25 protein-coding genes, 1 tRNA gene and 1 pseudogene are annotated in these 23,475 nt (G+C 62.0%); 16 read left to right on the forward strand and 11 right to left on the reverse strand.

The window, feature by feature from the left end; translation table 11 throughout:
• The first annotated feature begins 9 nt into the window (after positions 1-9).
• A tRNA-Leu gene (locus GJR96_RS11235) sits at positions 10-93 on the forward strand.
• 810 nt (positions 94-903) lie between these two features.
• On the opposite strand, the gene GJR96_RS11240 is transcribed toward GJR96_RS11235, so the two are convergent.
• The gene (locus GJR96_RS11240; RefSeq protein WP_151163006.1) at positions 904-1,185 is read right to left on the reverse strand and encodes a hypothetical protein; all 282 of its coding nucleotides are present in this window, start codon (positions 1,183-1,185) and stop codon (positions 904-906) included.
• Positions 1,186-1,348: 163 nt separating this feature from the next.
• Here GJR96_RS11240 and GJR96_RS11245 point away from each other — a divergent pair, with 163 nt between their 5' ends.
• From GJR96_RS11245 to GJR96_RS11255, 3 genes are all read left to right on the forward strand, one after another.
• Positions 1,349-2,146 (forward strand): inositol monophosphatase family protein, encoded by a 798-nt coding sequence (locus GJR96_RS11245; RefSeq protein WP_151163007.1) that lies wholly within the window; start codon positions 1,349-1,351, stop codon positions 2,144-2,146.
• Positions 2,147-2,209: 63 nt separating this feature from the next.
• Complete coding sequence (locus GJR96_RS11250; protein WP_151163008.1) at positions 2,210-2,680, forward strand: Lrp/AsnC family transcriptional regulator; 471 nt, start codon at positions 2,210-2,212, stop codon at positions 2,678-2,680.
• Positions 2,681-2,783: 103 nt separating this feature from the next.
• Complete coding sequence (locus tag GJR96_RS11255) at positions 2,784-3,923, forward strand: DUF63 family protein (RefSeq protein WP_151163009.1); 1,140 nt, start codon at positions 2,784-2,786, stop codon at positions 3,921-3,923.
• 193 nt (positions 3,924-4,116) lie between these two features.
• Here GJR96_RS11255 and GJR96_RS11260 read toward each other — a convergent pair whose 3' ends face one another.
• Both GJR96_RS11260 and tbsP read right to left on the reverse strand, forming a co-directional pair.
• Positions 4,117-5,805: a YcaO-like family protein gene (locus tag GJR96_RS11260; protein ID WP_151163010.1), complete on the reverse strand. Its 1,689-nt coding sequence runs from the start codon at positions 5,803-5,805 to the stop codon at positions 4,117-4,119.
• Positions 5,806-5,869: 64 nt separating this feature from the next.
• Positions 5,870-6,694: a transcriptional regulator TbsP gene (gene tbsP / locus GJR96_RS11265; RefSeq protein ID WP_151163011.1), complete on the reverse strand. Its 825-nt coding sequence runs from the start codon at positions 6,692-6,694 to the stop codon at positions 5,870-5,872.
• 365 nt (positions 6,695-7,059) lie between these two features.
• Here tbsP and glyA point away from each other — a divergent pair, with 365 nt between their 5' ends.
• From glyA to GJR96_RS11300, 7 genes and pseudogenes are all read left to right on the forward strand, one after another.
• Complete coding sequence (gene glyA / locus GJR96_RS11270) at positions 7,060-8,307, forward strand: serine hydroxymethyltransferase (protein WP_151163012.1); 1,248 nt, start codon at positions 7,060-7,062, stop codon at positions 8,305-8,307.
• A 104-nt stretch (positions 8,308-8,411) separates the two neighbouring features.
• Positions 8,412-8,958, forward strand: a pseudogene (locus GJR96_RS11275) (hypothetical protein).
• Positions 8,959-9,134: 176 nt separating this feature from the next.
• Positions 9,135-9,284 (forward strand): hypothetical protein, encoded by a 150-nt coding sequence (locus GJR96_RS11280; protein WP_154326220.1) that lies wholly within the window; start codon positions 9,135-9,137, stop codon positions 9,282-9,284.
• A gap of 913 nt (positions 9,285-10,197) precedes the next feature.
• Positions 10,198-10,497, forward strand: a complete 300-nt coding sequence (locus tag GJR96_RS11285; protein ID WP_151163013.1) for a DUF211 domain-containing protein — start codon at positions 10,198-10,200, stop codon at positions 10,495-10,497.
• Positions 10,494-11,069, forward strand: coding sequence for a VIT1/CCC1 transporter family protein (locus GJR96_RS11290; protein ID WP_151163014.1), 576 nt, complete (start codon positions 10,494-10,496; stop codon positions 11,067-11,069). The genes GJR96_RS11285 and GJR96_RS11290 overlap by 4 nt, the downstream gene beginning before the upstream one ends.
• A gap of 105 nt (positions 11,070-11,174) precedes the next feature.
• Positions 11,175-12,068: a bifunctional methylenetetrahydrofolate dehydrogenase/methenyltetrahydrofolate cyclohydrolase gene (locus GJR96_RS11295; protein WP_151163015.1), complete on the forward strand. Its 894-nt coding sequence runs from the start codon at positions 11,175-11,177 to the stop codon at positions 12,066-12,068.
• A gap of 17 nt (positions 12,069-12,085) precedes the next feature.
• Positions 12,086-12,586: an NUDIX domain-containing protein gene (locus tag GJR96_RS11300; RefSeq protein WP_151163016.1), complete on the forward strand. Its 501-nt coding sequence runs from the start codon at positions 12,086-12,088 to the stop codon at positions 12,584-12,586.
• 112 nt (positions 12,587-12,698) lie between these two features.
• On the opposite strand, the gene GJR96_RS11305 is transcribed toward GJR96_RS11300, so the two are convergent.
• From GJR96_RS11305 to GJR96_RS11315, 3 genes are all read right to left on the reverse strand, one after another.
• Positions 12,699-12,932, reverse strand: a complete 234-nt coding sequence (locus tag GJR96_RS11305) for a DUF7385 family protein (protein WP_151163017.1) — start codon at positions 12,930-12,932, stop codon at positions 12,699-12,701.
• A gap of 78 nt (positions 12,933-13,010) precedes the next feature.
• A complete protein-coding gene (locus GJR96_RS11310) occupies positions 13,011-13,721 on the reverse strand; it encodes a DUF7117 family protein (protein WP_151163018.1) in 711 nt (236 codons plus the stop codon).
• 41 nt (positions 13,722-13,762) lie between these two features.
• Positions 13,763-13,972, reverse strand: a complete 210-nt coding sequence (locus GJR96_RS11315) for a hypothetical protein (RefSeq protein ID WP_151163019.1) — start codon at positions 13,970-13,972, stop codon at positions 13,763-13,765.
• Positions 13,973-14,100: 128 nt separating this feature from the next.
• Between GJR96_RS11315 and GJR96_RS18140 the strand changes: the two genes are divergently transcribed.
• Positions 14,101-14,247 carry a hypothetical protein gene (locus tag GJR96_RS18140; RefSeq protein WP_191965851.1) on the forward strand — a complete coding sequence of 49 codons (147 nt, stop codon included), beginning with the start codon at positions 14,101-14,103 and terminating at the stop codon, positions 14,245-14,247.
• Between the two features lie 524 nt (positions 14,248-14,771).
• Positions 14,772-15,059 (forward strand): helix-turn-helix transcriptional regulator, encoded by a 288-nt coding sequence (locus GJR96_RS11320; protein WP_058572205.1) that lies wholly within the window; start codon positions 14,772-14,774, stop codon positions 15,057-15,059.
• A gap of 6 nt (positions 15,060-15,065) precedes the next feature.
• On the opposite strand, the gene GJR96_RS11325 is transcribed toward GJR96_RS11320, so the two are convergent.
• Positions 15,066-16,325 (reverse strand): AI-2E family transporter, encoded by a 1,260-nt coding sequence (locus GJR96_RS11325; protein ID WP_151164015.1) that lies wholly within the window; start codon positions 16,323-16,325, stop codon positions 15,066-15,068.
• 221 nt (positions 16,326-16,546) lie between these two features.
• On the opposite strand from GJR96_RS11325, the gene GJR96_RS11330 reads away from it, so the two are divergent.
• A complete protein-coding gene (locus GJR96_RS11330; protein ID WP_151163020.1) occupies positions 16,547-17,899 on the forward strand; it encodes an aminotransferase class III-fold pyridoxal phosphate-dependent enzyme in 1,353 nt (450 codons plus the stop codon).
• A 15-nt stretch (positions 17,900-17,914) separates the two neighbouring features.
• Here GJR96_RS11330 and GJR96_RS11335 read toward each other — a convergent pair whose 3' ends face one another.
• The 3 genes from GJR96_RS11335 to GJR96_RS11345 all read right to left on the reverse strand — a co-directional run bounded on the left by GJR96_RS11335 (position 17,915) and on the right by GJR96_RS11345 (position 21,001).
• Complete coding sequence (locus tag GJR96_RS11335) at positions 17,915-19,273, reverse strand: transcriptional initiation protein Tat (RefSeq protein WP_151163021.1); 1,359 nt, start codon at positions 19,271-19,273, stop codon at positions 17,915-17,917.
• A gap of 68 nt (positions 19,274-19,341) precedes the next feature.
• The gene (gene fen, locus GJR96_RS11340) at positions 19,342-20,322 is read right to left on the reverse strand and encodes a flap endonuclease-1 (protein ID WP_151163022.1); all 981 of its coding nucleotides are present in this window, start codon (positions 20,320-20,322) and stop codon (positions 19,342-19,344) included.
• A 73-nt stretch (positions 20,323-20,395) separates the two neighbouring features.
• Positions 20,396-21,001: a GNAT family N-acetyltransferase gene (locus GJR96_RS11345; RefSeq protein ID WP_151163023.1), complete on the reverse strand. Its 606-nt coding sequence runs from the start codon at positions 20,999-21,001 to the stop codon at positions 20,396-20,398.
• 59 nt (positions 21,002-21,060) lie between these two features.
• Between GJR96_RS11345 and GJR96_RS11350 the strand changes: the two genes are divergently transcribed.
• Positions 21,061-21,642, forward strand: a complete 582-nt coding sequence (locus GJR96_RS11350) for a class I SAM-dependent methyltransferase (RefSeq protein WP_151163024.1) — start codon at positions 21,061-21,063, stop codon at positions 21,640-21,642.
• A gap of 21 nt (positions 21,643-21,663) precedes the next feature.
• The gene (locus GJR96_RS11355) at positions 21,664-22,080 is read left to right on the forward strand and encodes a DUF3054 domain-containing protein (RefSeq protein ID WP_151163025.1); all 417 of its coding nucleotides are present in this window, start codon (positions 21,664-21,666) and stop codon (positions 22,078-22,080) included.
• A 32-nt stretch (positions 22,081-22,112) separates the two neighbouring features.
• On the opposite strand, the gene GJR96_RS11360 is transcribed toward GJR96_RS11355, so the two are convergent.
• Positions 22,113-23,393, reverse strand: coding sequence for an MFS transporter (locus GJR96_RS11360; RefSeq protein WP_225317757.1), 1,281 nt, complete (start codon positions 23,391-23,393; stop codon positions 22,113-22,115).
• Between the last annotated feature and the right edge of the window lie 82 nt (positions 23,394-23,475).

Consider the following 23,475-nt stretch of genomic DNA (forward strand, 5'->3'; position numbering starts at 1 on the left):
TTCATACGCGCGAGGGTAGCTAAGTCAGGAAAAAGCGGCGGACTCAAGATCCGCTCTCGTAGGAGTCCGTGGGTTCAAATCCCTCCCCTCGCACTTGCTCCGAGAAACGAAGTGACGAGTGGCAAGTGTGCACGAGGGATTTGAATCAGGAAGCGTCAGCGACCGTGGTTCAAATCCCTCCCCTCATACACAGAATCGACACGGCCACTGCCACAGTCTGACGACTCCGCACTGTCACCAACATACCCACGAATATGTCTAAACCATCAGTAATTTTACTACCAATTAAGCCACCATTTATCACGACCGTGTATATCCGTCGTCGTCTCGAGTCGGGTCTCGCGCTCACTCGTGGGGCGTGGTACCAACAGACCACGTTTCTCGTGAAAACCACGAGACTGCGGTCTAATCGGTACGACATTCGTGGTGTGATAGAAGGAGCGACGAGCGCATGAAAGTCCAGTTAGGAGACCTGAATTTCGGTCGCCACTGACGTATCAGAGAATATCAGAAACATTCATTATGTTATCGAGCATACTATAGTATTGCCGGAAGCGCAAGGACGCACCGGATGACCAAACCGAATCCAATCGGGCGGTGTGAAAGGCACCGACGATGGTACGCATCGCAAGATGCGGAGGAATGGGATCGACATGAACACCGAGTCTTTCGTAAAAGGAAGACGAGGTCAAAGTGCCGAAGAGGAACCGAAGCAACCCCGCTAACCACACTGCGAGTGTGTGGCACGAAAGCCAAGTACCGGACCACGAGGAATCGGAGTTCGGGAAGTCGGCGCAAGCCGAAAAAGGCTGTGAGGGTTGTGGAAAACGTCTTCCGTCCGGGTTCTAATTGCGAATTCTGGCGTTTTCCGTTATCCACCCGCCGAGCGAGTGGACCGTGTTTTCAATCGTCGTCAGACTCAGTGAGCAGTCGCTTCATCGCGCGGAGGTACTCGGATGCGACGACCGGTTCGTCCGCCGCAGTTCGCTCGACTGCGGCAAGTCCGTGTTCCAATCGTTCGTTCACCAATCCCGGCGGCACCTTGTGGTGGACGATACGTCGTGCTTCGTCGGTACACTCCAGTGCAGTGCCGGTATCACCACGTCGAACAGCGTCGCGTGCCTCGTCGAAGGCCGTCGTGAGCGAATCACGGACGCTCACCGGGAGGTCGCCTGCATCTCTCACGGATACCGATAGGCGAGTCAGTGTGAAAAGCCACCGGGCCGACGTCGTCGCGCCGCAGGCGGCCGATTAGCCACCAGTCAGTTGCGCCGCCACGTCGTCAGCGACCGCGTGCCGACGCTGACCGGTCGATGGATATAGGCCGCTTCCCGCTCCTGTCACGTCCATGAACGAACTCGGTGCCCGTGCGGACCGTGCGCAACGCGCGGCACGTGACGGCGGCGCAGTCGCGCGACGAGCCTTCCGAACCGACATCGCCGTCGAGACGAAAGGCGGAAAGACGGACGTCGTCACGGAGGCGGACCGGGCCACCCAACGACGCGTTATCGACCGTATCCACGGTTCGTTCCCGGACGACGCCATCGTCGGGGAAGAAGAAGACGAGCTGAAGTCGGTCCCAGACGAGGGGGCCTCGTGGGTCATCGACCCTATCGACGGGACGAACAACTTCGTCCGCGACATCCCCGTGTGGGCGACATCCGTCGCGGCCGTCGTCGACGGCGACCCCGTCGCGTCCGCGAACTTCCTCCCCGCCCTCGAAGACCTCTATGCCGCCGACGACGAGGCCGCCTACCGGAACGGTGAGAAACTCTCTGTGAGCCAACGCGACGACCCAGAGACGTGTACGGTCTGCCCGACGTTCTGGTGGAACTACGACGCTCGCGACGAGTACGCAGCAGCGACGCGGGCCATCGTCACACGATTCGGAGACATGCGTCGCTACGGGAGCATGCAGATAGCACTCTCGTTCGTCGCCGACGGCGCACTCGACGGCGTCATCACGAACAAGCGTGCGAACCCGTGGGACTCGGTGGCCGGTGTCCACCTCGTTCGGATGGCCGGCGGACGTGTCACCGACCTTGACGGCAACGAGTGGCGACACGACTCGGAGGGACTCGTCGCGTCGAACGGACACGTTCACGACACGGTCCTCGAAGCGGCCCGCGAGATTGCGGACCTGTAACTGACATTTAACGTCGTTCGCGCTTCCGCAAATGCGAAGTTAGCCCCCTCAGTACATGGCCGTATGGAACTCGACGCGACGGACAGGGCTATTCTCCGCCTCCTGATGGAGGATGCGCGGACACCATTCAGTGAGATTGCTCGCCAAATCGATATGTCGAGTGCGACGGTCCACGACCGAGTCGGACGAATGGAAGACGCAGGCGTCATTCAGGGGTATCACGCACACGTCGACCCGCGGAAAGTCGGGTTGGGCACGTCGGCACTCGTGGGATTCCGCGTCAAGCAAGGACGCGAAAAAGAGGCACTCCAGCAACTCCGCGAGATAGAGGGCGTCCAGGAGATAAACCTCACCACGGGCGAGTGGGACGTGATGCTTCGCGTGTACGCCGAAGACACCGACGCTCTTCGCGAACTCATGTTCGACCACATCGCGGAACTGGAAGGCTTCTCTCGGTCACAGACGATGGTCATCCTCGGAACCGAGTACGACGACCCGGTCTTACCGATTCAGGGCCCCGAAGACGACGGGTGACCGGGAACTGACCGACCGTGTTCACCACGGCGCGCAGACGTGGCGTGCAGTGAGAGTGCGATAGACCGGAACCCTAAACAGTCCCGCCGTCGGGGTTTCGGCTATGGCAACGGTATCAGAGCGAATTGGTCTCGACCCCGAACGCCTCTGGGGCCTCGGCGTCGCGGCCATCCTCGTCGCACTCGTCGGCGGGTCGCTCGCGTTCCCTCGCGTCGTCTACGACGGCTTCATCTGGAAATACTTCTGGGGCCCGGTCCAGGCGGACGCGAACTCGGCGGTCTGTGCGACGCGGGCAACCGGCGTCACGGAGTACCTCGGTAGTTCGTCGGCGTGCGCCGCCGCGGCCCAACCGGTCGCGTATCCCGGCTACACGCTCGTCTCGGAAGTCGGGTACATGGTCACGCTCGTCATCGCCCTCACGGGCGTGGTGTTCCTCCTTCGTCGTCTCGACATCGGCGAGAAACCACGGTTCTTCTACGCCCTCATTCCGTTCATGTTCTTCGGCGGCGCGTTCCGTGTCGTCGAGGACGCGAACGACGCACCGGGAATGGTGGACGCACTCATCACCTACCCGTGGAACACGCTCGTCATCAGCCCGGTCATCTACGTGACCGTCTTCGCGATTACACTCGTCGCCGTCCTCGGGAGCGTCGTCGCCGAACGGTCGGGTGTCATCGACGACTACGTGAAACCGCTGTTCGGGGCTGGCGTCGCCATCCTCGCAGTCACGCTGGGCTACCTGCTGTTCATCGGTGTCACGGGCGCGCAGGGCGCGACGTTCTACCCGCAAGTTCTCGTCGTCATCCTCGCCGGAGCGACTGCCGTCGCCGGGGTGACATGGGTCCTCCTCGAACGGTTCGCACCCGAAGTGAACGCCGGAACCGGTCTCATCGGCCTCGTCATCATCTGGGGTCACGCCGTCGACGGTGTCGCGAACGTCGTCGGACTCGACTGGATGACGGCGCTCGGTGCCGGAAACAACCTCATCCCGAAGCACCCGGTCAACAGGGCCGTCGTCGACTTCACCGCCTCGACGCTTCCGGAGTCTATCCTCGCCGTCACCGGTGACGCGTGGCCGTTCTTACTCGTCAAACTCGTCGCCGCGACGGCCGTCGTCTGGGTGTTCGACGAACAGATATTCGAGGACAGTCCGCGCTACGCCATCTTGCTCCTCATCGCCGTCCTCGCCGTCGGTCTCGGACCGGGGACGCGTGACATGCTTCGCGCGACGTTCGGCGTCTAGGCACCCAGCGGGACGATTACTCTTCTCTCACGTCCGCCGGCTTACTGCCCGCCGTAGGTTCATATACGAATCGGCGGCCAGACCGCGTGTGCTGTAACGACTACCGCACGACGGTACGCGGGTGTCCGACACTCCGTCGTGTGGCCTGCGGTGTGTCGGCTGTCAGCCACGAGTCAGTTATCGAACCGGTTACCTACGGGAACGGGTGGTACTCGCGGTCCAATCGAGGCTCAAAGCCGAGTTCGCGCGGGACGGACTCGGCGCGGTCAGCGAAGAACGGGTCGCCGATGAACAGGGGTTGCGCCTGCGGAACCAGCACGCGGACCGCCTCGAAGCCCAGTTGCTCCACATCTCTCGGCGTGGTTCGTGCGACGTAGGCGTCGAGGCCGGCGTCTGTGATGTGTTCGACGACTGCATCGAGTTCTCCCTCACCTTCGGGAACTTCGTCCGGTCCGACGGAGTCAGCGGGGATGGTCGCGTCGGGCGTGACGAACGCCTCGGCCGCCTCGGGGAAGTCTGCGTACGTTGCAATCGCACCGCCCTGTGTCGCCGCCTGTTCGGGGCCCATCGCTCGGAGTTCAGTCCAGTTCTGAAGTGCCTCTGCGAGTGCCGACCGAGCGGCGCTGTTGGCGTCGAGGTCCGCGCCAGAACCCATCGCGAACTGTGGCCACTCGTCGTCGCGGTGGACCGCGACGGCGACGACGGGCACGTCGACGTCCTGCGTGACCAGCAGTGCCGTCACGTCGAGGGCTTCCGACCGTGCTCGGGCAGCCAAGGTCTGGAACGTCTCGTCGGCCACGTCGAGCCCCAACGGGTCGAACGTCGAGTACCACGCGAGCATCGTCGCGTCGCGTTCGATGGTCTCGTAGAGGCCCGAGAGAATCGCTTCGGTCCCGGAGTTCCCGAGACCGAGTCCCGTCGTAATCGACGGTTTGTGTCGCTCTGTCGGCGGCGGGTAGTGGACGAACTCAGCGGGAAGCGACACAGACTCACCCGTGGCAAGGTGCTCGCCTTCGACCCACTGAATCGGTTCGTCTGGGTCAGGGTCACGGTACGAGTCGGGACGGACGAACCGACTCGGCGGGACCGCCCCCGGCCGTGAGGCGGCGGGTGCGACGGCGAATTCGCTCGACCGATAGACGCCCGCCGAGTAGCGTTCGAGCGCTTCGCCGAGTGCCTTCATGTAGGCTTCGTCCCACCCGGCGGCAGCGCCGCCGGCGAGTTCCGCCGCACGGGTATCCGCGTACGCCGTCGTGTCGGCGGTCTGTGCCATGTAGTACGGCAACGGGAACGACTCCCGTTCGCCGACCTGCGTGACGATACCGACACGCTCGTCGACGGCCATCTCGGCCCGTGCGAGTGCATCGTCTAGCTCGACGCTACGGAAGTCGCGTCGGACGGTCCGGTCGCGGTCGGTCGGCGATGGTGCCGGCAGAAACGACCGCTCCCGGCCGGGGACTTCGACGACGGTGCCTGCGATATCGTCTCCGGAGAGGAGCGAGATACCGCGCCGACCAGCAACCGCCCCGGCGAGACGGACCGCCGCCCGGTCACCCGAGGGCCGCCCGCTCGATTCGGTGGTCGACGCGACGCGCGCACGGAGGTCAGTGAATCCGCCACTGTCGTCGTCGAACGCCGAGACGGCGGCATCGATGTCGGCGATGGCGTGCCCTCCGATGCCGCCGATTTCGACCGCAATCCAGCGTCCGGCGGCGTCGTCTGCCACGTCGAAGGCCTCGTCACCGACTGCTGACACGACGAACCCGAGGTCGAACCCATCGAGGGCGTCAGGGGTCGTCTCGGTGACCGGTGCGTCGATGTCGGAACAGGCCGCGCGAATCGACTCGGCGGCGGGACCGCTCCCGACGAGTCCGATGTTCATACACGCGACGACGAACGGTGACGCAAAAAAGCGGGGGGTATCGGCGGACGGGTACCGACGTGCGTTATTCGAGGAGGCTCTGTGCGACCTCGGCGAGGTCGTCCACGTCAGCGTCGGCGAGTCGGTCGTCGCCGAGTTTCAGGCGGAGACGCGGGCGGCCAACGTCGATGGGGACCTTCTCGGTGTCGATGAGGCCGAGTTCTTCGAGTTTCGTCTTCGTCCGGGAGAACGTCGCCTTGCTGGCGATGCCGACGTCTTCGCCCCACTTGGAGATATCGTAGAGAAGCACTTCGTTCCGTGCGGCGACGAGGAGCGAGATGGTCACTTCGTCGAGGCCGTCGCCGTCACCGCGTGCGGACGAGAGCGACGCGAGCACGGCGTCGAAGTCGGAAAGCGTGTCCTCACCGATGTCTTCGGAGAGTGTCTCGCGGACGCGGGAGAGTGGTGGCGTGCGGAGTTTGAACTCGGGTGCGTCTTCCCAGTGCGCGCGGTGCGCGTCGAGTGCCGTCTCGACGAAGTCTTCGTCGTCGGTGACGAGGCCGGCAACTTTGCCGCCCGCGCCGACGAGTGCGACGACGGAGTTGGGTGTGACGAACAGCGTGTTCTCGACCTCGTCACGCGCGGTGCGCATCGAGAGTGCGCCGTCGACGACGAGGTTGGCGGCGTTGGAGGCGACGATGAAGTCGTCCATCACGTCTTTCAACACACTCTCTTCGGCGACAAGACGAATCTGTGGGAGGTCAGACTCAATCTCGGTGGCGACGGCCACGAGTCCCTCGATTACTTCGGCGGTCGGGTTTGCGACTAAAACCTCGTCCGCCGTCGAGGAGAGGACCGATTCGATGATATCCTCTACCCCCTCAGCGAGTAGATTAGAACGAATAGCCATGGCTTGAATATCGCCAGTAATATATTTAATATTAACGCAAGACGACCATCAGAACGTATCCGAATTCGAGTTGTACCAACTGTTTTACGGGCGAATTGAGCAACTTATTTCAGAAATTTTACTGCTGGATGCTCGTGGGAAAACTGGTATCGTCGGGGGTGGACTGCCGTAGTCGAATTAGACGGGGTTCGGCCGACTACGGAACCGGGTTCGGCGGTGAGACAGGTCAGTATCAGACACTCTCTACGCGTTCGTGCATTTGTCACCGCGCCCCACGAGGGGTGTATACATCACCGTGCAACACAACACCGGCAGGCGTAGCCAAAGGGGACACATTTATGCCCTAATTGGGCTGGATACTACACATGGACTACAGCCACGTCCGCGACGTCGACCCCGCTGTGGCAGACGCCCTCGAAGGTGAGGTCGAACGCCAGCGCGACACACTCGCGATGATTGCCTCGGAGAACCACGTCAGTGAAGCGGTCCTCGAAGCACAGGGAAGTGCGCTGACGAACAAGTACGCCGAAGGCTATCCCGGCAAGCGCTACTACGCTGGCTGTGAGTACGCCGACGAGGTAGAGAACCTCGCCATCGAGCGCGCCAAAGAACTCTGGGGTGCCGAGCACGTCAACGTCCAACCGCACTCCGGCACGCAGGCGAACATGGGCGTCTACCTCGCCATGCTCGAACCCGGCGACAAGATTCTCTCGCTCGACTTGACCCACGGTGGCCACCTGAGCCACGGTCACCCGGCGAACTTCACGGGCAAACTCTACGACGTAGAGCAGTACGAAGTCGACGCCGAGACTGGCTACATCGACTACGACCAGTTGGCAGAAAAGGCCGAGTCGTTCGAACCGGACATCATCGTCTCTGGCTACTCCGCGTACCCGCGCGCCGTCGAGTGGGAGACGATTCAGGACGTCGCCGACTCTGTCGACGCACTCCACCTCGCCGACATCGCCCACATCACGGGCCTCGTCGCCGCCGGTGTCCACCCCTCGCCCGTCGGCGTCGCCGACTTCGTCACGGGCTCCACGCACAAGACCATCCGCGCTGGCCGTGGTGGCATCATCATGTGCAACGAAGAGTACGCCTCCGACATCGACAGCGCCGTCTTCCCCGGCGGTCAGGGCGGCCCGCTCATGCACAACGTCGCCGGCAAGGCGGTCGGTTTCAAAGAGGCACTCGAACCTGAGTTCGAGGAGTACGCCCAGCAGGTCGTCGACAACGCGAAGGTCCTCTCCGAGACGTTCGAAGAACACGGCCTCAGCGTCGTCTCCGGCGGCACCGACACGCACCTCGTCCTCGTCGACCTGCGTGACTCCCACCCGGACCTCACCGGTGGCGACGCCGAAGACGCGCTCGAATCGACGGGCATCGTCCTCAACGCGAACACCGTCCCCGGCGAGACACGCTCCGCGTTCAACCCGAGTGGCATCCGCGCCGGCACGCCCGCACTGACGACCCGTGGCTTCGGCGAAGAGGAGATTCGAGAAGTCGGCGAACTCATCGTGAAGGTCGTCAACGACCCCGAGGACGACGACGTTCTCGCCGACGTCTCCGACAGCGTGCAGGAACTCTGCGACGCGCACCCGCTGTACGAGTAAGCGCATCCCACTGTTCTGTCTTTTTGACGTCCCCGTGAGTCGTGCGTCCGACCCGACACAGCGACCCGCTTTTTGTGGGCACCGGTCGTATCTCCTGTCTCCCAATGCGCAGACGTACCCTCCTCGACACACTCACAGCGTCGCTCGCCGAAGTGGCCGGATGTACGTCGCCGGGTGGAAGCCAACCCATGACCGACGAGACCGACAGCGAGGCGACGCCGACGCAGACAGGCGACGCCGACACCACGGCCCTACCGGACGAGACGACGGATCCGGATTCGACAGAATCCACCGTGACCGACGGTGGTCAACCCGAAGACGGGGACAGCGCTGGCGACAGTGACGAACTTGACTTGCGCGAAGCGAACGTGATGGCCGTCTCCGTCGAGCAATCGGGCGACGACTATCGATTCTCCGTGACGCTCCTCCACGACGTTCACGAGAGCATTGCTCTCGTGAGCCAACCAGAACGCTTAGCGTTCTGGTGACGACGACGGCGAAGATGGCTACGCGAACTGGTGGGTCGTCCGCGGGCACGACCAGACCCACGGGTACGGGGGGCAAGCGATGCTCGTGAACCTCGAAAGCGGTACGACGCGCGCCGAGCGACAGGGGCCGGAGCCTCGGTCGTTCGCCGACGCGACGTGCTGAGAGACAGATTCTGTTGAACTACTCTGTTGCTTGGTACTTTGTCGGGTCTGTGCTGAATACAGCGCGCGTATCGGTCACCAACGGGTGGTCAATACCAACATATCTGGATGGGCCGATTGAGAGGGTACACCTACCGTGGAAAAATTTATAATGATTTGTCAGTCTCTATTAAAGTAATGCCAGATTTTGAAGGGGGGTATGCCGCTGTCGGTGCCGCACTCGGGATACTGTTTGGCCTGATGCTCGGTGGCCCGTTTGGTGTGGTCTTGGGAGCCTTAGTCGGTGGAGGAATCGGGTGGTACCTCGAACGCAATTCGGCCGACTAGCTACCGACAATACCGACGGAGTCATCGGTCACGACGTGAAACTAACCGGCACCGAGTGCTGAACTCTCCCCTCTATTCAGCACGCTTCTTCAGACAGTGTTCGGTGAGATTTCTGTGGTTGTGCTGAATTGATGGTGCTTATACACCATAGGAGAGTGACAGAAAGCAAGTCATCATATCATGGATAATCGAAAAAATCGAGGCGCCGTATACCTCGTTGTTGGCTTAGGCCTGCTAATTAGTGCCGTCTCCCAATTGTTAGGTTGGGTTGTGATTACGCTACCGCCAATCGTCTATCTCGTACTGGGGATTGGCATATTCATTTACGGGCTGTTGCAAGCCACGTAACTGCAAGACGAACTCCCTGTATGTTACACTCCTTCTGACAGTGTTCGGTGAGGTTTCTGTGGCCGTGCTGAATACAGGGCGCGAGTCAAGCAGTTGCATGTACTACGTTCTTCTTAGACCTCTGAGATTTCAACAGGACTGAAAAATGATGTTTGGGCATCACATTTAATAGTGTGTGTGTAACATGCACAATGCCGGGGTGCCTCTGACATTAAACGCCGGCGTCTTACCTAACCGAGATGCCCGCTCGGTTAAGGGTATGGTGGTGGGGTATTCCCTCACCCTTTGTACAAGTACCAGAAGTTGGATAATCGAAATAGGATATTCGGTATTTCAAAGTTTGAACTAGACTCCTGTCGGAAATGGAACTGTGAGAAACGCGGAGTGACAACTCAATTAACCTCCTAATCGATGACCATATCTCCGAGGCCATGCTGAACTCACCCTCTGTCTGTGTCACGCCATTCCTGACAACGTCTGAGGATTTCAACAGAGTCGAGAGACGAGGTACTAACACATCCCCTGAGTAACACTATTACACACGGGGCCGTACACCCGGACGACTATGCCACCGATTCGTCGCCTCGTCCTCGACGTGCTGAAACCACACGCTCCGTCGACGGTGGAGTTCGCTCGGAAAGTGGCGGCCGCATCCGGCGTGGACGGAGCGAACGCCCTGCTCCTCGAAACCGACCGCGAGGTGCAGAACATCCGACTCGTCGTCGAAGGAGACTCCATCGACGTGGACGAAGTCGAAGACAGAATCACGAATCTCGGCGGGACGGTCCACTCCATCGACGAAGTCGTCGCCGGCGACGAGATGGTCGAGTCGCGAGACGTGCCACAAGACTGGTTACCGCCGTGACCCCGGACCGCGTCGTCGAACTTCTCCGGCAAGACAGCGTCCGCGCCATCTCTCGACGCTACCTCGTCTCGAACGGGTTCGACGGGGCGTTGACCTGCATCGGCATCGTCGTGGGCGCGTTTCTCACAGGCGTCACAGACGGGGTGACAGTCGTCAAAATCGGTCTCGGTGCCGCCGTCGGCCTCACGACATCCGGCGTCTGGAGCGTCTGGGAGATAGAACGTGCCGAGAAGTTGGCCGAACTCGAACGCATCGAAGAAGCGATGCTGACCGACCTGCGTGGGACTGTCGTCGAACGCGACAAGACCGCCGCGAGAGCCATCAATGCCACGGCAAGCGGACTCGGCCCCCTCGTCAGCATCGTCGTTCCGTTGCTCCCGTTCCTCGCTGTCGGGTCGCTCTTCTCGATGTTCACCGCGACGGCTCTCTCCGTCGGACTCGGGACGACCATCCTGTTCGTCTTCGGGTCCTACATGGGTTCCATCTCCGGCCAGCGGTGGTACGTCGCTGGCGTTCGGATGGCACTCGCCGGTGTCGCCGTGGCGGCCGTAAACCTGTTGTTTGGCGGGTAGGTCAGCGAGCAAATAATCACAAATGTGTATATTTACTCCGTTTTGAAACGCAGAATAGGCACGATTCCGAATCTTTGAAATGGTCGGGGCACGGTGTCTGAGCCAATGACGACTATCATCGACGGGAACGCCGTCGCCGAGGAGATTCGGTCCGGTCTGACCGACGCCATCGACGCCCTCGAAGACGCCGGCGTGAAACCGGGTCTCGCGACAGTGCTGATGAGCGACGACCCAGCAAGCCAGACGTACGTCTCGATGAAACAGCGCGATTGCGAAGAAGTCGGCATCGAGGCACTCGACTACGAACTCGACCCGGACACGCCCGCAGACGAACTCTACTCGCTCGTCGACGACCTGAACGCAGATGACGACGTCCACGGCATCCTCGTCCAGATGCCCGTCCCCGACCACGTCGACGACCGGACCGTCCTCCGCCGTATCGACCCCGCGAAAGACGTGGACGGGTTCCACCCCGAGAACGTGGGTCGCCTCGTCGCCGGTGACGCACGTTTCAAGCCCTGCACGCCCCACGGCGTCCAGAAACTCCTCGCGTCCGTCGACGTGGAGACCGAAGGCGCTGACGTGGTCGTCGTCGGACGCTCCGACATCGTCGGCAAGCCGATGGCGAACCTGCTCATCCAGAAGGCCGACGACGGAAACGCGACGGTGACGGTCTGTCACTCCCGCACGAAGGACCTCGCCGCGAAGACCCGTGAGGCGGACATCGTCGTCGCCGCCGTCGGCGTCCCCGAACTCATCACGGGCGACATGCTCTCGGACGATACCGTCGTCATCGACGTGGGCGTCAACCGTGTCGACGCGGACAACGAGAAGGGCTACGAACTCGTCGGCGACGTAGACTTCGACTCCGCGAAGGAGAAGGCGAGCGCCATCACGCCCGTTCCCGGCGGCGTCGGCCCGATGACGCGCGCGATGCTCCTCTGGAACACGGTCAAAGCGGCCGCAGAAGCAGAAGGCGTGGACGTCGACCTTCCCTGACGCGGAGCGGGTTTCACATGGGTTCTCCGCCCGGAATCGATGGTGAGTGGCACGTCGACGACGATGGCGTCGTCCAGCGACGCAGTCGCCGCTCTCTCGATGCCGACACGTTCGAGCGAATCGCCGCCCGAATCCGCGACGGCCTCGAGTGGGGCGTGGCCGGATTGGCCGTGCGAGACGGGGCGGTGCTCCTCGTCCGACAGGATGGCCGCTGGGTGCTCCCCGGTGGCGGCGTCGAATCAGGCGAGGCGAAGACGGCGGCCCTCGTCCGCGAGATGCGAGAAGAGACAGGTCTCGACGCGACGGTCGGCCCACTGCGAGTCGTTACGGAACAGACGTTCACCCATGGAGACGAGGAGGTGATGTTCCACTTCGCCATCTACGACGTCGCCGTCGAGGGCGAACTCACTGGCGACCCCGGCCTCGAAGACGAGTCGGTGACCGACGTGTCGTGGTTCGAGACGCTCCCCGACGACACACTCGATAGACCACTCGTTCGATTCTTACGCGACGACTGACGCCGCTCACAGGCTATCGACGCGGCCGCTTCGCTGCAATCGTTCTCTCGTTCACGTCTTCGTTCTCTCGTTCACGTCTTCGTCCTCTCGCACCGTCTTCGTTCTCTCGTTCTCACTCGTGTGTAGCGATGAGCATCCGTTCGTCCTCCCGCCGGACGCAAAATCTCGTGTCGGCATCGATATCGAAACTGTGCGCCGGGCGCTCGGAGATGAGCAACTGTGAGAAGGTGTCGCCGCAGGCCGGACAGGCCACGCCCTTTCGGTTCTCGATGAGCATGGTGTCGCCGTCGTCGCGGAGCAGTTTCACACGGTGCCGAACCTCGTGTACGTCGAACCCGGCAGTCATCGTCGGCGAAGGGTCGCCGGAGGGCAAAAACGTTCGGTGAACAGATGAGTGGAAGTGGCGGAGGGCGTCGAGTAGCGTTTAGAAGAGCGCCGAAAGTTGGTCACGCGCCGATGCGAGTGCGTCTAGGTCGTCGTCGGTGAGGTAGGTGTAGATGTCGCGTGCGACGCGAACGAGGGCGTCGGACTCGTCAAGCGGAATATCGCCTTCGAGCGCTTCGACGCGTTTGAGGTGGTTCGAGAGCGTTTCGAGCGTCGTTCGGGCCTCCCGGTCGGGGTGGTCGTCGAGCCACATCGTGAGGTCGGCGTGGTACGCTTCGAGCGCGTTCGCGTAGGCGAGTCCGCGAGCGTCGGTGAGGGACGACGGGACGGCCTGTTTGTCGGGGCGCGTCCCTTCGTCGGCACCGCGAAGCAAGTCGAGGACGTAGAGTTGTTCGTCGTCAGATGGGCGATTCGACCGTGCGACCACGTCGACGGCGTGGAGTAGTTCGTGGGCAGACAGCGACGTGTCGTCGAGCGGAAGGAGTTCGCCACCGTGGATGTACCCCGTCTTCCGAATGTACTCGCGGAGGTCGGACTTCAGCGCCGGTGCGGCGTCGCGGACCGTGCCGTCAGCGACGGCGGCACGATGCGCAGAGAGGTCGAGAACTGCCTGCGCGGCAGTGTGGCGTTCCCTGTCGCCGACGCCGACACTTCGAAGGCTTCCGCAGTACGGACACGACACACTCCCAGTTTCGTAGTACGACCACTGGCGGCCGCAGTCTTTGCACTCACGCTCGCCGCGTATCTCCATGTCGCGGTGTTCGTTCTACCGGCGCAAAAACACGACGACACTCAGACGAAGAGTGCCGCCACGACGGTGGCCGCCCCGAGGACGGCACAGACCAGTCCGGCCAGACGCCAGCGACATCGACTGCGACTGTCGAGGGCCGACTCTGGGTGGGAGACGTCACGAAAGTCACAGAATGGGGAAGGGTCGTAGGCGACGAGGACGCCGACGGTTCCGAGGAAACTTCCGATGGAGACGAGCAGGATGGGGACCATACTCGGGGCGTCGAATCGAGCCCACATAATAGTTAGACAAATTACACGAATCGGGGAGATGACGACAATAGTTGGACAGGTTACACGAATGCCGTGTGTACATACGTCCGGGGGACCAGGGGCGATACATGCGCAGTGAATCGGAGGTCCGCGAGCAGTACGAGTTTCTGAAAGACGAACTCGAATCCGAAGAGATGCGGCACGAAGGCGTTCGAAAACTCCTCACACACTACAAACGGGCGCTCGGGTGGGTTCTCGAAGAAGAGCACATGTGAGTACGGGAGAGACAACCGTATCCGTACAGTATTGGTATCGTATACGTATCGTTCTGTTGTCAGTGATTGTCACTCGTCGTTATCTTTAAGTGAAACCGACGGGTAGCCGATAGTGACGCTTCGCTTTGGAGGGCCGAAGCGTCAGCGGGGACCAATTCAGGGCGGCACGCCGTGCCGGAGATTTCCGGCACGGCTTGCTTTCCTTCTGCTGAAACTCACGACGAGAGAGTCACGACGCTGTCTTCTCGTCCCGGTTCCGACACAGAATCAGAGTGCTGTCACTACCAGCCGTGAGTGCCGTCTCACCCGCCAAATCGTGACACAGTATACCAATTAGCATGCGAGAGTCATCCAGATATGGACATATCCGGTTCCCGAAACCGAATATCGTCTCGATTAGTAAATCGAACAACACAAAATAGATACGCATATTCTGGTGTGTCGGGCCGTACGAACTGAGAATCACCGATTGAGGCCGACATGTTTATTTGAATTAGACAATAACATACAGTTCGAATTTACCGATGTACGACTTGACAGGATTCCAGCGAGACCTTCTGTACGTCATCGCAGGACTGGACGAGCCACACGGATTGGCAATCAAAGAGGAACTCGAAGCGTACTACGAAAAAGAGATTCACCACGGGCGGCTTTACCCGAACCTCGATACGCTCGTCGAGAAGGGTCTGGTAGACAAAGGGCAACGAGACCGTCGGACCAACTACTACTCGCTGACCCGACGTGGCCGCCGCGAAATCAAGGCGCGCGACGAGTGGGAAGCAGAGTACATCACCGAAGATTTCGAAGCCTGAGTCGGCTTATCCGTCGAGGCTCGCGTCTGAGGTCGACCGCGAGTCTCGACTCGAGAGGTCACTATCTCGTTCTGACAGTTCCGTCGCGATGTCGAAGTCGTCCTCGGCGTCTTCTTCTCCGTTCACAGCACTTTCCGCGTCTGCGACAGCGACTGCGCTGTCTACCGTGTTCTCGTCGACGAGGTACGCTGGGTCGACCGTATAGGGGCGAATCGGCTTGCCGGCCAGTAACTCCGGGAGCACGAGGCGGGCGAAGTTCACGAGCAACACGAGAATCATCGGCATGAGGAAGATGCCGTACCACCCGAACATCAGCGGACCGAAGGTGTAGGCTATCATCACGGCCCCGACGTGGAGACTCCGACCGGAGACGTACGGTCTGAGGACGAGGTCCGGAATCGTATCGACGATGACGAACGAGACGGCCGCGAAGAGGAAGACGAACCACAGGCCCGGTGGATTCGCGATAAAGGCCTCTCCGCCCATGTATATCGCGACCGGAACGTAGACGAGTTTCATCCCGACGACGGGGATGAGGCTCGCGACACCGGCGAGCAACCCGACGAGCGCCGGTGCAGGAATCGAGACGCCGGGAGGTGCGATGACGTTCAAGAGCGAGTAGGCGATGACGCCGATCGTACCGGTGAGAACCGCGTTGAGGATGTTGCCGAAGAAGATGTTGTTGAAGTCTCGGTCGACGGCACGGACGTACGCCTCCAAGATTCCCTGGTCGTCGGCGAACATCGACCGCCCCCAGCGACTGAGTTTGTGGTCGTCGCGGAGGAGATAGAAGGCGAACGCGATCATGATAAACAGGTGAATCGCGCCGATACCGAGGAACGTGAACGTGTTCGCGGCCACACTGAGCGAATCGAACACGGACGACGCGGCACTCGGGGTGAGGAGTGATTGAAAGTCGTACTCCAAGAGGGCCTGCGGACTGGCGATACTTTCGACGAGTTTCGGGTCGATGCCGTACGCGGCGAGGTTGATAGACGTGCCGTCAGCCGAGACACGATTCGCGTACTTCACGAACTCACGGAGGGCAATCGTCGAGGCGTAGGCCATCAAGCCGAGTGCGGGCAGTGCGAGGGCGAAGAGCGCCACAGTCGCCGCGAGACTCGGCGGTCGAATCTGTCGCCGAATGCGGCGATAGATGGGACGCGTCGCGTAGTAGATGAAGAGACCGAAGACGAACGTCCCGATGAACGAGTAGACGACGTAGACGAACGCGCCGGCGAGGGCAAACGCGACGGCCCACCACATAGCACGGGAACGCTGAATGTCACGGAGAGCCATACACAACAACGGAGTGGGAAGCGGCAAAAGCCTATCGCGAGTTCGACAGGTCTGGACACCAGTCCGTCACGTTTGCCTGTCGTGTACGAAAGACTGAGCATCGAAATCGATAGACATCGGTACGTCCTCGCCGATATTGCACCATTGATAACGAATATCTTAACACATGGGTCTCCGTAGCGCCCCGCATGGACCGAGAGACGGTGGTTCCCCACGTCGATTCGATGCCCGGCGACCGGGCCAAAGAGTGGGTTTCGTACCATCAGGAACACGCCGCACCGAGCACCTACGTCTACGACTTCGTCTGGGACATCACCGAAGACGCCGAAGGACCGTTCTGTACGGACGTCGACGGCAACGTCCTCCTCGACTTCACGAGCCACGTCGCCGCCGCGCCCCTCGGCTACAACAACCCGAAAATCATGGACCGGATGGCCGAGTTCGACCTGGTCGACCCGACCAAGATAGCGGGACAAGACTTCTACGTGAGTGACGGGTCACGCCCCGGCGAGGAGCAGTTCCCCGGCCCCGCCGCACTCATGGACAAACTGACCGACCTCACGAGTCACTACGGCATGGACACGGTCTTCCTCTCGAACTCTGGCGCAGAAGCCGTCGAGAACGCCATCAAAATCTGCTACGACAACTCCGGTGGCGGCAAGTACGGCATCACCTTCGAAGGTGCCTTCCACGGCCGGACACTCGGTGCGCTCTCGCTCAATCGTTCGAAATCCGTCTACCGCCGCGACTACCCCGAAATCTCGGGTGTCGTCGACGTGCCGTTCTGTGACGACCGGTCGTGTACCGCCGAGACCTGTTCGTGTGGGTTCTTCGCCGACCACGAGTTGGCCATCTCGAAACTCCGGCAGAAACTCCACCCCGAGAAGGGCAGCATCGACGCCTCGGAAGTCTCCTACGTCATCGTCGAACCGATACAGGGCGAAGGTGGCTATCGCTTCCCCTCGGACGACTTCGCCGACGAATTGGCGTCTGTCGTCGACGACTACGACCTGACGCTCATCGCCGACGAGATTCAGACCGGTGTGGGCCGAACCGGCGAGATGTGGGGGTCGGACCACTACCCGATGGAACCCGACGTCATCACGGGTGCGAAGGGTCTCCGCGTCGGTGCGACCATCTCCAACGCGGATATCTTCCCCGGCGAGAAGAGTCGCCTCTCGTCGACGTGGGGTGCCGGTGATATCATCTCCTCCATGCAGGGTGTCTTCACCCTCGAAGCCATCGAGGACTACGACTTGCTCGACAACGCCGTCGCTCGTGGCCGGCAGTTCAAAGAGACGATGCGCGACGACGCGCCCGACACCGTCGTCGACGTGCGCGGGAAAGGCCTCCTCCTCGCCGTCGAGTTCGACACCAAAGAACGCCGCAACGCTGTGCAGGAAGCGGCACTCAAGCGTGGACTCCTCACCCTCGCATGTGGGTACAAGGTCCTCCGTATCCTCCCACCACTCGACGTGACTGAGCGCGAAATCGACATCGGCGCGACCATGCTCCTCGACGCTATCGAGGACGTGTCGTAAGGCAATTTCTCGGTTTTACCTGCTGTTTTCGGCCGATAAGAGAGGGTCGACAACGTCCCCGAGATTTCGCATCATCCCCTCGCCGACGAAATAGTACACCGCAGATTCGACGCGAAGTTGCCACCGCGGAACACCGTCGCCGATTTCGAGGCCCACGTCACCACCGCGGATTCGACTCGCCGCCTCGCTCGCGACGACGCCAGCGAAGTGCGAGTCGAGCTCGCGGTGCGTCTCTCGAAACTCGTGCATGGCACGGCGCTTCGCACGGAACGACCGGCCCGAGTCGTAGTCGGAGTCCTCGGGTTCCACGTCGAGTTCGGAGAGGGCGAACTCGTGGGCCTGCCGGGCGAGCAGACTCTGGGCGCTGTCGACGAGGTGTTTCATGGTCAGGTCGCGCTCGAAGTCTCCGATGTACCGAAAGTCGTTGTCGAAACACAGCGTGAATAATTCCCAACGGGCGGCCCCGTAGGGCGTCGACTGGTCGAGGTCGAGTTCGTCTTCGAGTTTCGTTCGCATCTCGTCGCGCGTTGGGTAGCGGTCGATTTCGGCGAGGATGCCGAGCAGCGCGTCGTCCAGTCGCTCTCTATGCGACCGTGGGTCGTCTCCGAGACCCGAACGATACTGCTCGCGGTAGTACCGGGCGGTTCGAATTCGCTGTTTCGCCTGCAGATGCGACCCCCATTCGGCGGCGAAGTCCCGCGGCGAGTAGTCGTCTACCACGTTAGACTCGTCGTCAGCGGACCGGTCCCATCCGATGTTGATGCGCGCGAATGAGAGGAGTCGTTCGACCGAATAGAGGTATGCGAGGTCGCGACCCGGATCAGAGACGCGGTATTCGGAGATGGAATCGACGGTTTCGTCGGTCGTTCGCTCTAGTTCACGGGAGCGCTCGACGAGGAACTCGGGGTCGTCTTCCCCGAGAGCGACCTTCGCGTAGCCGATCGTCTCACCGGCATACTGGAGGCCGGTGGTCGCATGCTGGAGTCGGTCGCGAGCGTTCAGCTTGTCCCTCGCAGATTCGAGATGGCCGCCTGCTGGCGACCCGCGGAGGTGAAAACGCATGTCTTCGTCGATTGTATCGAAATCGACCTGTGAGGCCAACACCGTCGCACGCTCGACAGTCTCTTCGAGTCGCTGCACCGCCTCGTCGGCGTGTTCGTCGCTGACAGGTGGCCGCCAGACGTAGTTACTCGACGGGTCTGGATACATCGTCGTCAGGGTGTCCGTCACGGGGTCGGGAAGCCACTCGGGGGCGAACCAGCCGATGCCAGCGAGAGCACCGCCGCCGCCGAGCAAACCGAGGAGTTGGCGGCGTGAGAGGGTCGAACGCTGGTCGTCAGAGTGGGTGGAGGGACGCTGCTCGTCGGGGGACATACGCCGGACCTCGAAAGCGACCGACCTAAACGTGTTGGCTTGCCGTTACGTTTGTTGGAGCAGGTCGCCTACGTCCAGCGGTCCAGTCCCGTCTGCGTGACGGACTCCTCGATGCGCTCGAACCCACGGCGGACTTCGTCGGCGTCGACGTCCCACGTCTCGGTGACGTACTCGCGGGCGGCGGCCACGTCCGGGTCGATGCTCGTGCCGTAGTCGTAGTCGTCGGTGACCGGCGGGTCGAGGAAGAACTCGCGCACGCGGTCCGCGTTGGGAATCGTCTCTTCGCGCGCTTCGAGGACGGCCCACAGGTCGCCGTGTTTCTTGACTTCCTTCACGGCCGTCTTCGGCCCGACGCCCGTGATTCCCTCGTTGAAGTCGGTGCCGCAGAGCATGGCGATATCGACCAGTTGCTCGTAAGAGATGTCGTGTTTCTCCAGCGTGCCTTCGAGGTCCATCAGTTCCGGGTCACCCTTGCTCGTGAGTTGCCGGAGCGTGTACGGCGCGCCGAAGAGGAGTGTGTCGTAGTCCTCGCTACCGACATAGTCGGCGTCGCCCTTGCGGGCCATGTAGGAGGCCTGTGCCTCGCCCTCTGCGGGTGCTTCGACCACCGGCACGTCGAGGAGACAGAGGAGTTCCCGACTCGTGTCCTGAATCGTCTGCGTGAGTCGTTGCGTGCGCGCTTCCATCCGTGCGGCCTCGACGGCATCGCCCGCTTCTCGTGCCTCTTCGAGACGTTCTTCGGCCTTTTCGCGCTGTTCGCGTCGCTTGGCCACCTCGTCGTCTTTCATCTCGGTTACGCCGCCGTCGAAGACGAACACGGGCGTCAGGTCGTGTTCGAAGAACTTGGGGAGACCCTGAACGATGCCGACGAGGTTGGCGACTTCCTCACCCTCGCTCGTCGTGTATTTCTCCGAACTCGTCCACTTGACCGTCGTCGTGAGATAGCGATACAGCCAGTTGTGCGCGTCCACAGCGACGACGCTCCCGGCCACCTCGTCGAACGAGACGTCGGAGAGTGCCGCGAGGGTCCGCAAGTCTGCGTTTCCCATTTGCCGGCAGTTCGGGGGGCGAGGGTTTCAATGGTGCGAGTGTGTGCGCGACGTGGACGGGACGGTCCGAGAGTCACTGTCCGTCCATCGCAGGCGGGTCTGTCCCCTCACGTGCCGCCAGAAACGACTGTTCTCGGTCGTCGTTGGCACGGCCACGGTAGCGGTCCAATCCCGCCTGATACGTCTCTCGTGATACTGTAGCGGGTTCTGTGGCCGGGCGCTCCAAGACCAGTTCGGCCATCCCCGTCTCGCGCCCGGTGAACTCGAACCCAGCCTTGTGGCACGCCTCGTAGGCGAACGAGTTGTTCGTGGCGATACGGACCGTCTCGTAGCCCCGTGATGCGGCGGCGTCGGCAGTGCGTCGGAGGAGTTCGGGGCCGAGACCCTCGCCACGTCTGTCTCGTCTGACGGTCACGTACCTGAACCACAGCGTCGTCGGGTCGGTCTGGTCTTCGTTGAAGGCGACTGCTGCGACGACATCCTCGGCGAGTGGCGGAAGCGAGTCCGGCCCACCTGTCGGTGGGGGTCGTTCGTCGTCGAGCGGTGGCAACGGCGCGTCGTCCCGGAGGACCGCTTTCCCCGTCTTCGCCGTGACGAACTTCCCGGCGTAGGAGAACCGCCGGTAATCGAGACGGAGTCGTGGGCCGTCCTCCGGCCACCCGAGGAGCGCGAAGTTCATACCTGCACGAGGGTCTCCATCGCGGAAGAACCTTCCCCGGCGGACGCGTCGAATCGTGCATGCACGGCGTCGGCGACGTACGCTTCTTCGACCGAATCGCACCGCTCTACGACCTCGTAATGCCGTCCGCCGAGGCGGAGACGCTCAACGCCGCCCTCGCTCGCGCCGACAACCCGGTCGAACGCGTTGTCGACATCGGCGGTGGGTCCGGTCGGGCGACGCTCGCCCTCGACGCACCCGAGCGAATCGTCCTCGATAGGTCTGCGGGAATGCTCGGCCGAGCACAGAACCGGGGCCTCGACTGCGTGCGCGGTGACGCCCGGTCCCTCCCGTTCGACGACGACTCGGTCGATGCGGTGACCGTCGTCGACGCCTTCCACCACATGCCGAACCAGCAGACCGTCGCCGAGGAAGTCTATCGAGTGCTCGCTCCCGGCGGTGTCTTCGCCATCAGTGAGTTCGACCCTGAGACACTCCTCGGGAAGGGATTAGTCGTCGCCGAGCGACTCGTGGGGTTCGGGTCGTCGTTCGCGGCACCGCGCGAACTCGCTCGGTTTCTCGAACGAGTCGGATTCGAGGTGTCACTGCTCGACACGGGGTTCGAGTACACGATGGTCGCGAAAAAACGGGAGAGCCATTAGGGGGGCCACGAATTCACGCGTATGGCAACCTCGACGTCCTTCCTTGAGGAGCGACTCGATTCCGGGGCCTTGCCGCTCGCCGTGGGCGACATCCTCGTCATCTTCCTCCTCGTGACCGTCGGCGTGGTTCAGCACAATGGCGTGTCGTACCTCTCGGCCAACCCGGTCGGATGGGTTCTCACCGCCGTTCCGTTCATCATCGCGTGGGCACTCGTCGCGCCACTGTTGGGTGCGTACTCCCCCGGTGCCGCCGAGTCGGCGAAGTCGGCCGTTCCGCTCGCCATCCGGTCGTGGCTCGTCGCCGCGATTCTCGGGGCCGTGATTCGGTGGACGCCGCTGTTCGAAGGCGGCGCAGAACCCGTGTTCATCGCCGTCATGCTCGTCCTCGGGTCGCTCGCGCTGGGTGTGTGGCGAACCGTGTACTTCCGTATCGTCTGAAAACGAATCTTTTCGATGACCGCCTCGCCGTCTCAGGCGGAGGCGGGCCGCTTTCGTAACAACGTCACACCGAGGAGCGACGCGACTGCTGCGAACCCGGCGAGGACGAAGAAGAGCGTCGTCGGCGTGGCGACGGTGAGGATGAACCCCGCGATTGCACCGCCGAGTGCGCCCACGCCGAACACGCCGAGGTAGGTGAATCCGTAGGAGAGGCCCCGAAGGCCGGCGGGCGTATACTCGGCGACTGTCGCCTGATAGAACGGTTGGACCATGAAGAGGAAGAAACCCAGGAGGGCGCAGATGGCCAGGAGTGGAATGATTCCGAGACTCGCGACGGGGAGGAACGCGAGTGCGACGACGGCCAGTGCGGCGAACCCGACGACGATACCGCGTTCGGTTCGGATTCTGTCGGTGAGTTTGCCGCCGACATACTGCCCGAGGACGCCGATGGTGAGGAGGCCAGCGTAGACGTACAGTTCGACTTCGAGGGTCGGGGCGGCGGCGGCAGACCCCGGGAGCAGGAAGGCAGGGAGCAGCGCAGCGATTGGAATCGGTTCGATGCCGATGACGTTGCCGATGAGGTCGGGGAGGAACGTCGTGACCCCCCGGTAGTAGAGACCGGAGAACATCACGACGGCGAAGACGAGTGCGAACCCGCCTGCGAAGAGGGCTTTCGACTCGGTGACGAACTCACCGAACGACGAGACGCCCGTCGAGGACTTGTCGTCGCCGCCGCCTCCACTCCCGTCTGCCGCCGCGACGGCGGCCTGTTCTTCGAAGTCAGCACGCGTCGCGAACACCGCCGCGGCGAGTGCTGGGATGGCGAGGACGCCGGCGACGACGTGCCAGTCGAAGAAGAGCAACAAGAGTGCCGTGAGGAACGGCCCGAATCCGATGCCGAGGTTACCCGCGATACCGTGGTACGCGAATCCCGTCCCACGTTCTTCGACACCCGTGCTGATGAGACGGAGTCCGGCCGGGTGGTAGACGCTCGCTGCCGCACCCCAGAGGACGAGAGCGAGGGCGACGACGACGAGATTCGGCGCTGCTGCGAGGAGGAAGAACGACCCCGACATCCCAGCGAGACACCCGACGATGAGGCGTTTCGAACCCACACGGTCGACGAGAATTCCACCGGGAAGGGCACCTAACCCGAACAACGCGAATCCGAGGCCGGTCATCACGCCCAGTGAGGCCGCCGTCACGGGAATCGCCGAGAGGCCGAGGTCGATGATGGCGTACTCGCGAAGCCAGATGGCAACGAAGATGGGAATAGACAGTTCGTAGGTGTGGACCATCCCGTGTGCGAGCATCACCAGAGCGACGATTGCGCGGTCGTTACGGTTCACGTGCGCTGGCAGGAGTCCAACACGGTTAACCGTGTGGAGTCGCGGC

This window comes from Haloferax litoreum, assembly GCF_009674605.1.
Lineage (GTDB): Archaea > Halobacteriota > Halobacteria > Halobacteriales > Haloferacaceae > Haloferax > Haloferax litoreum.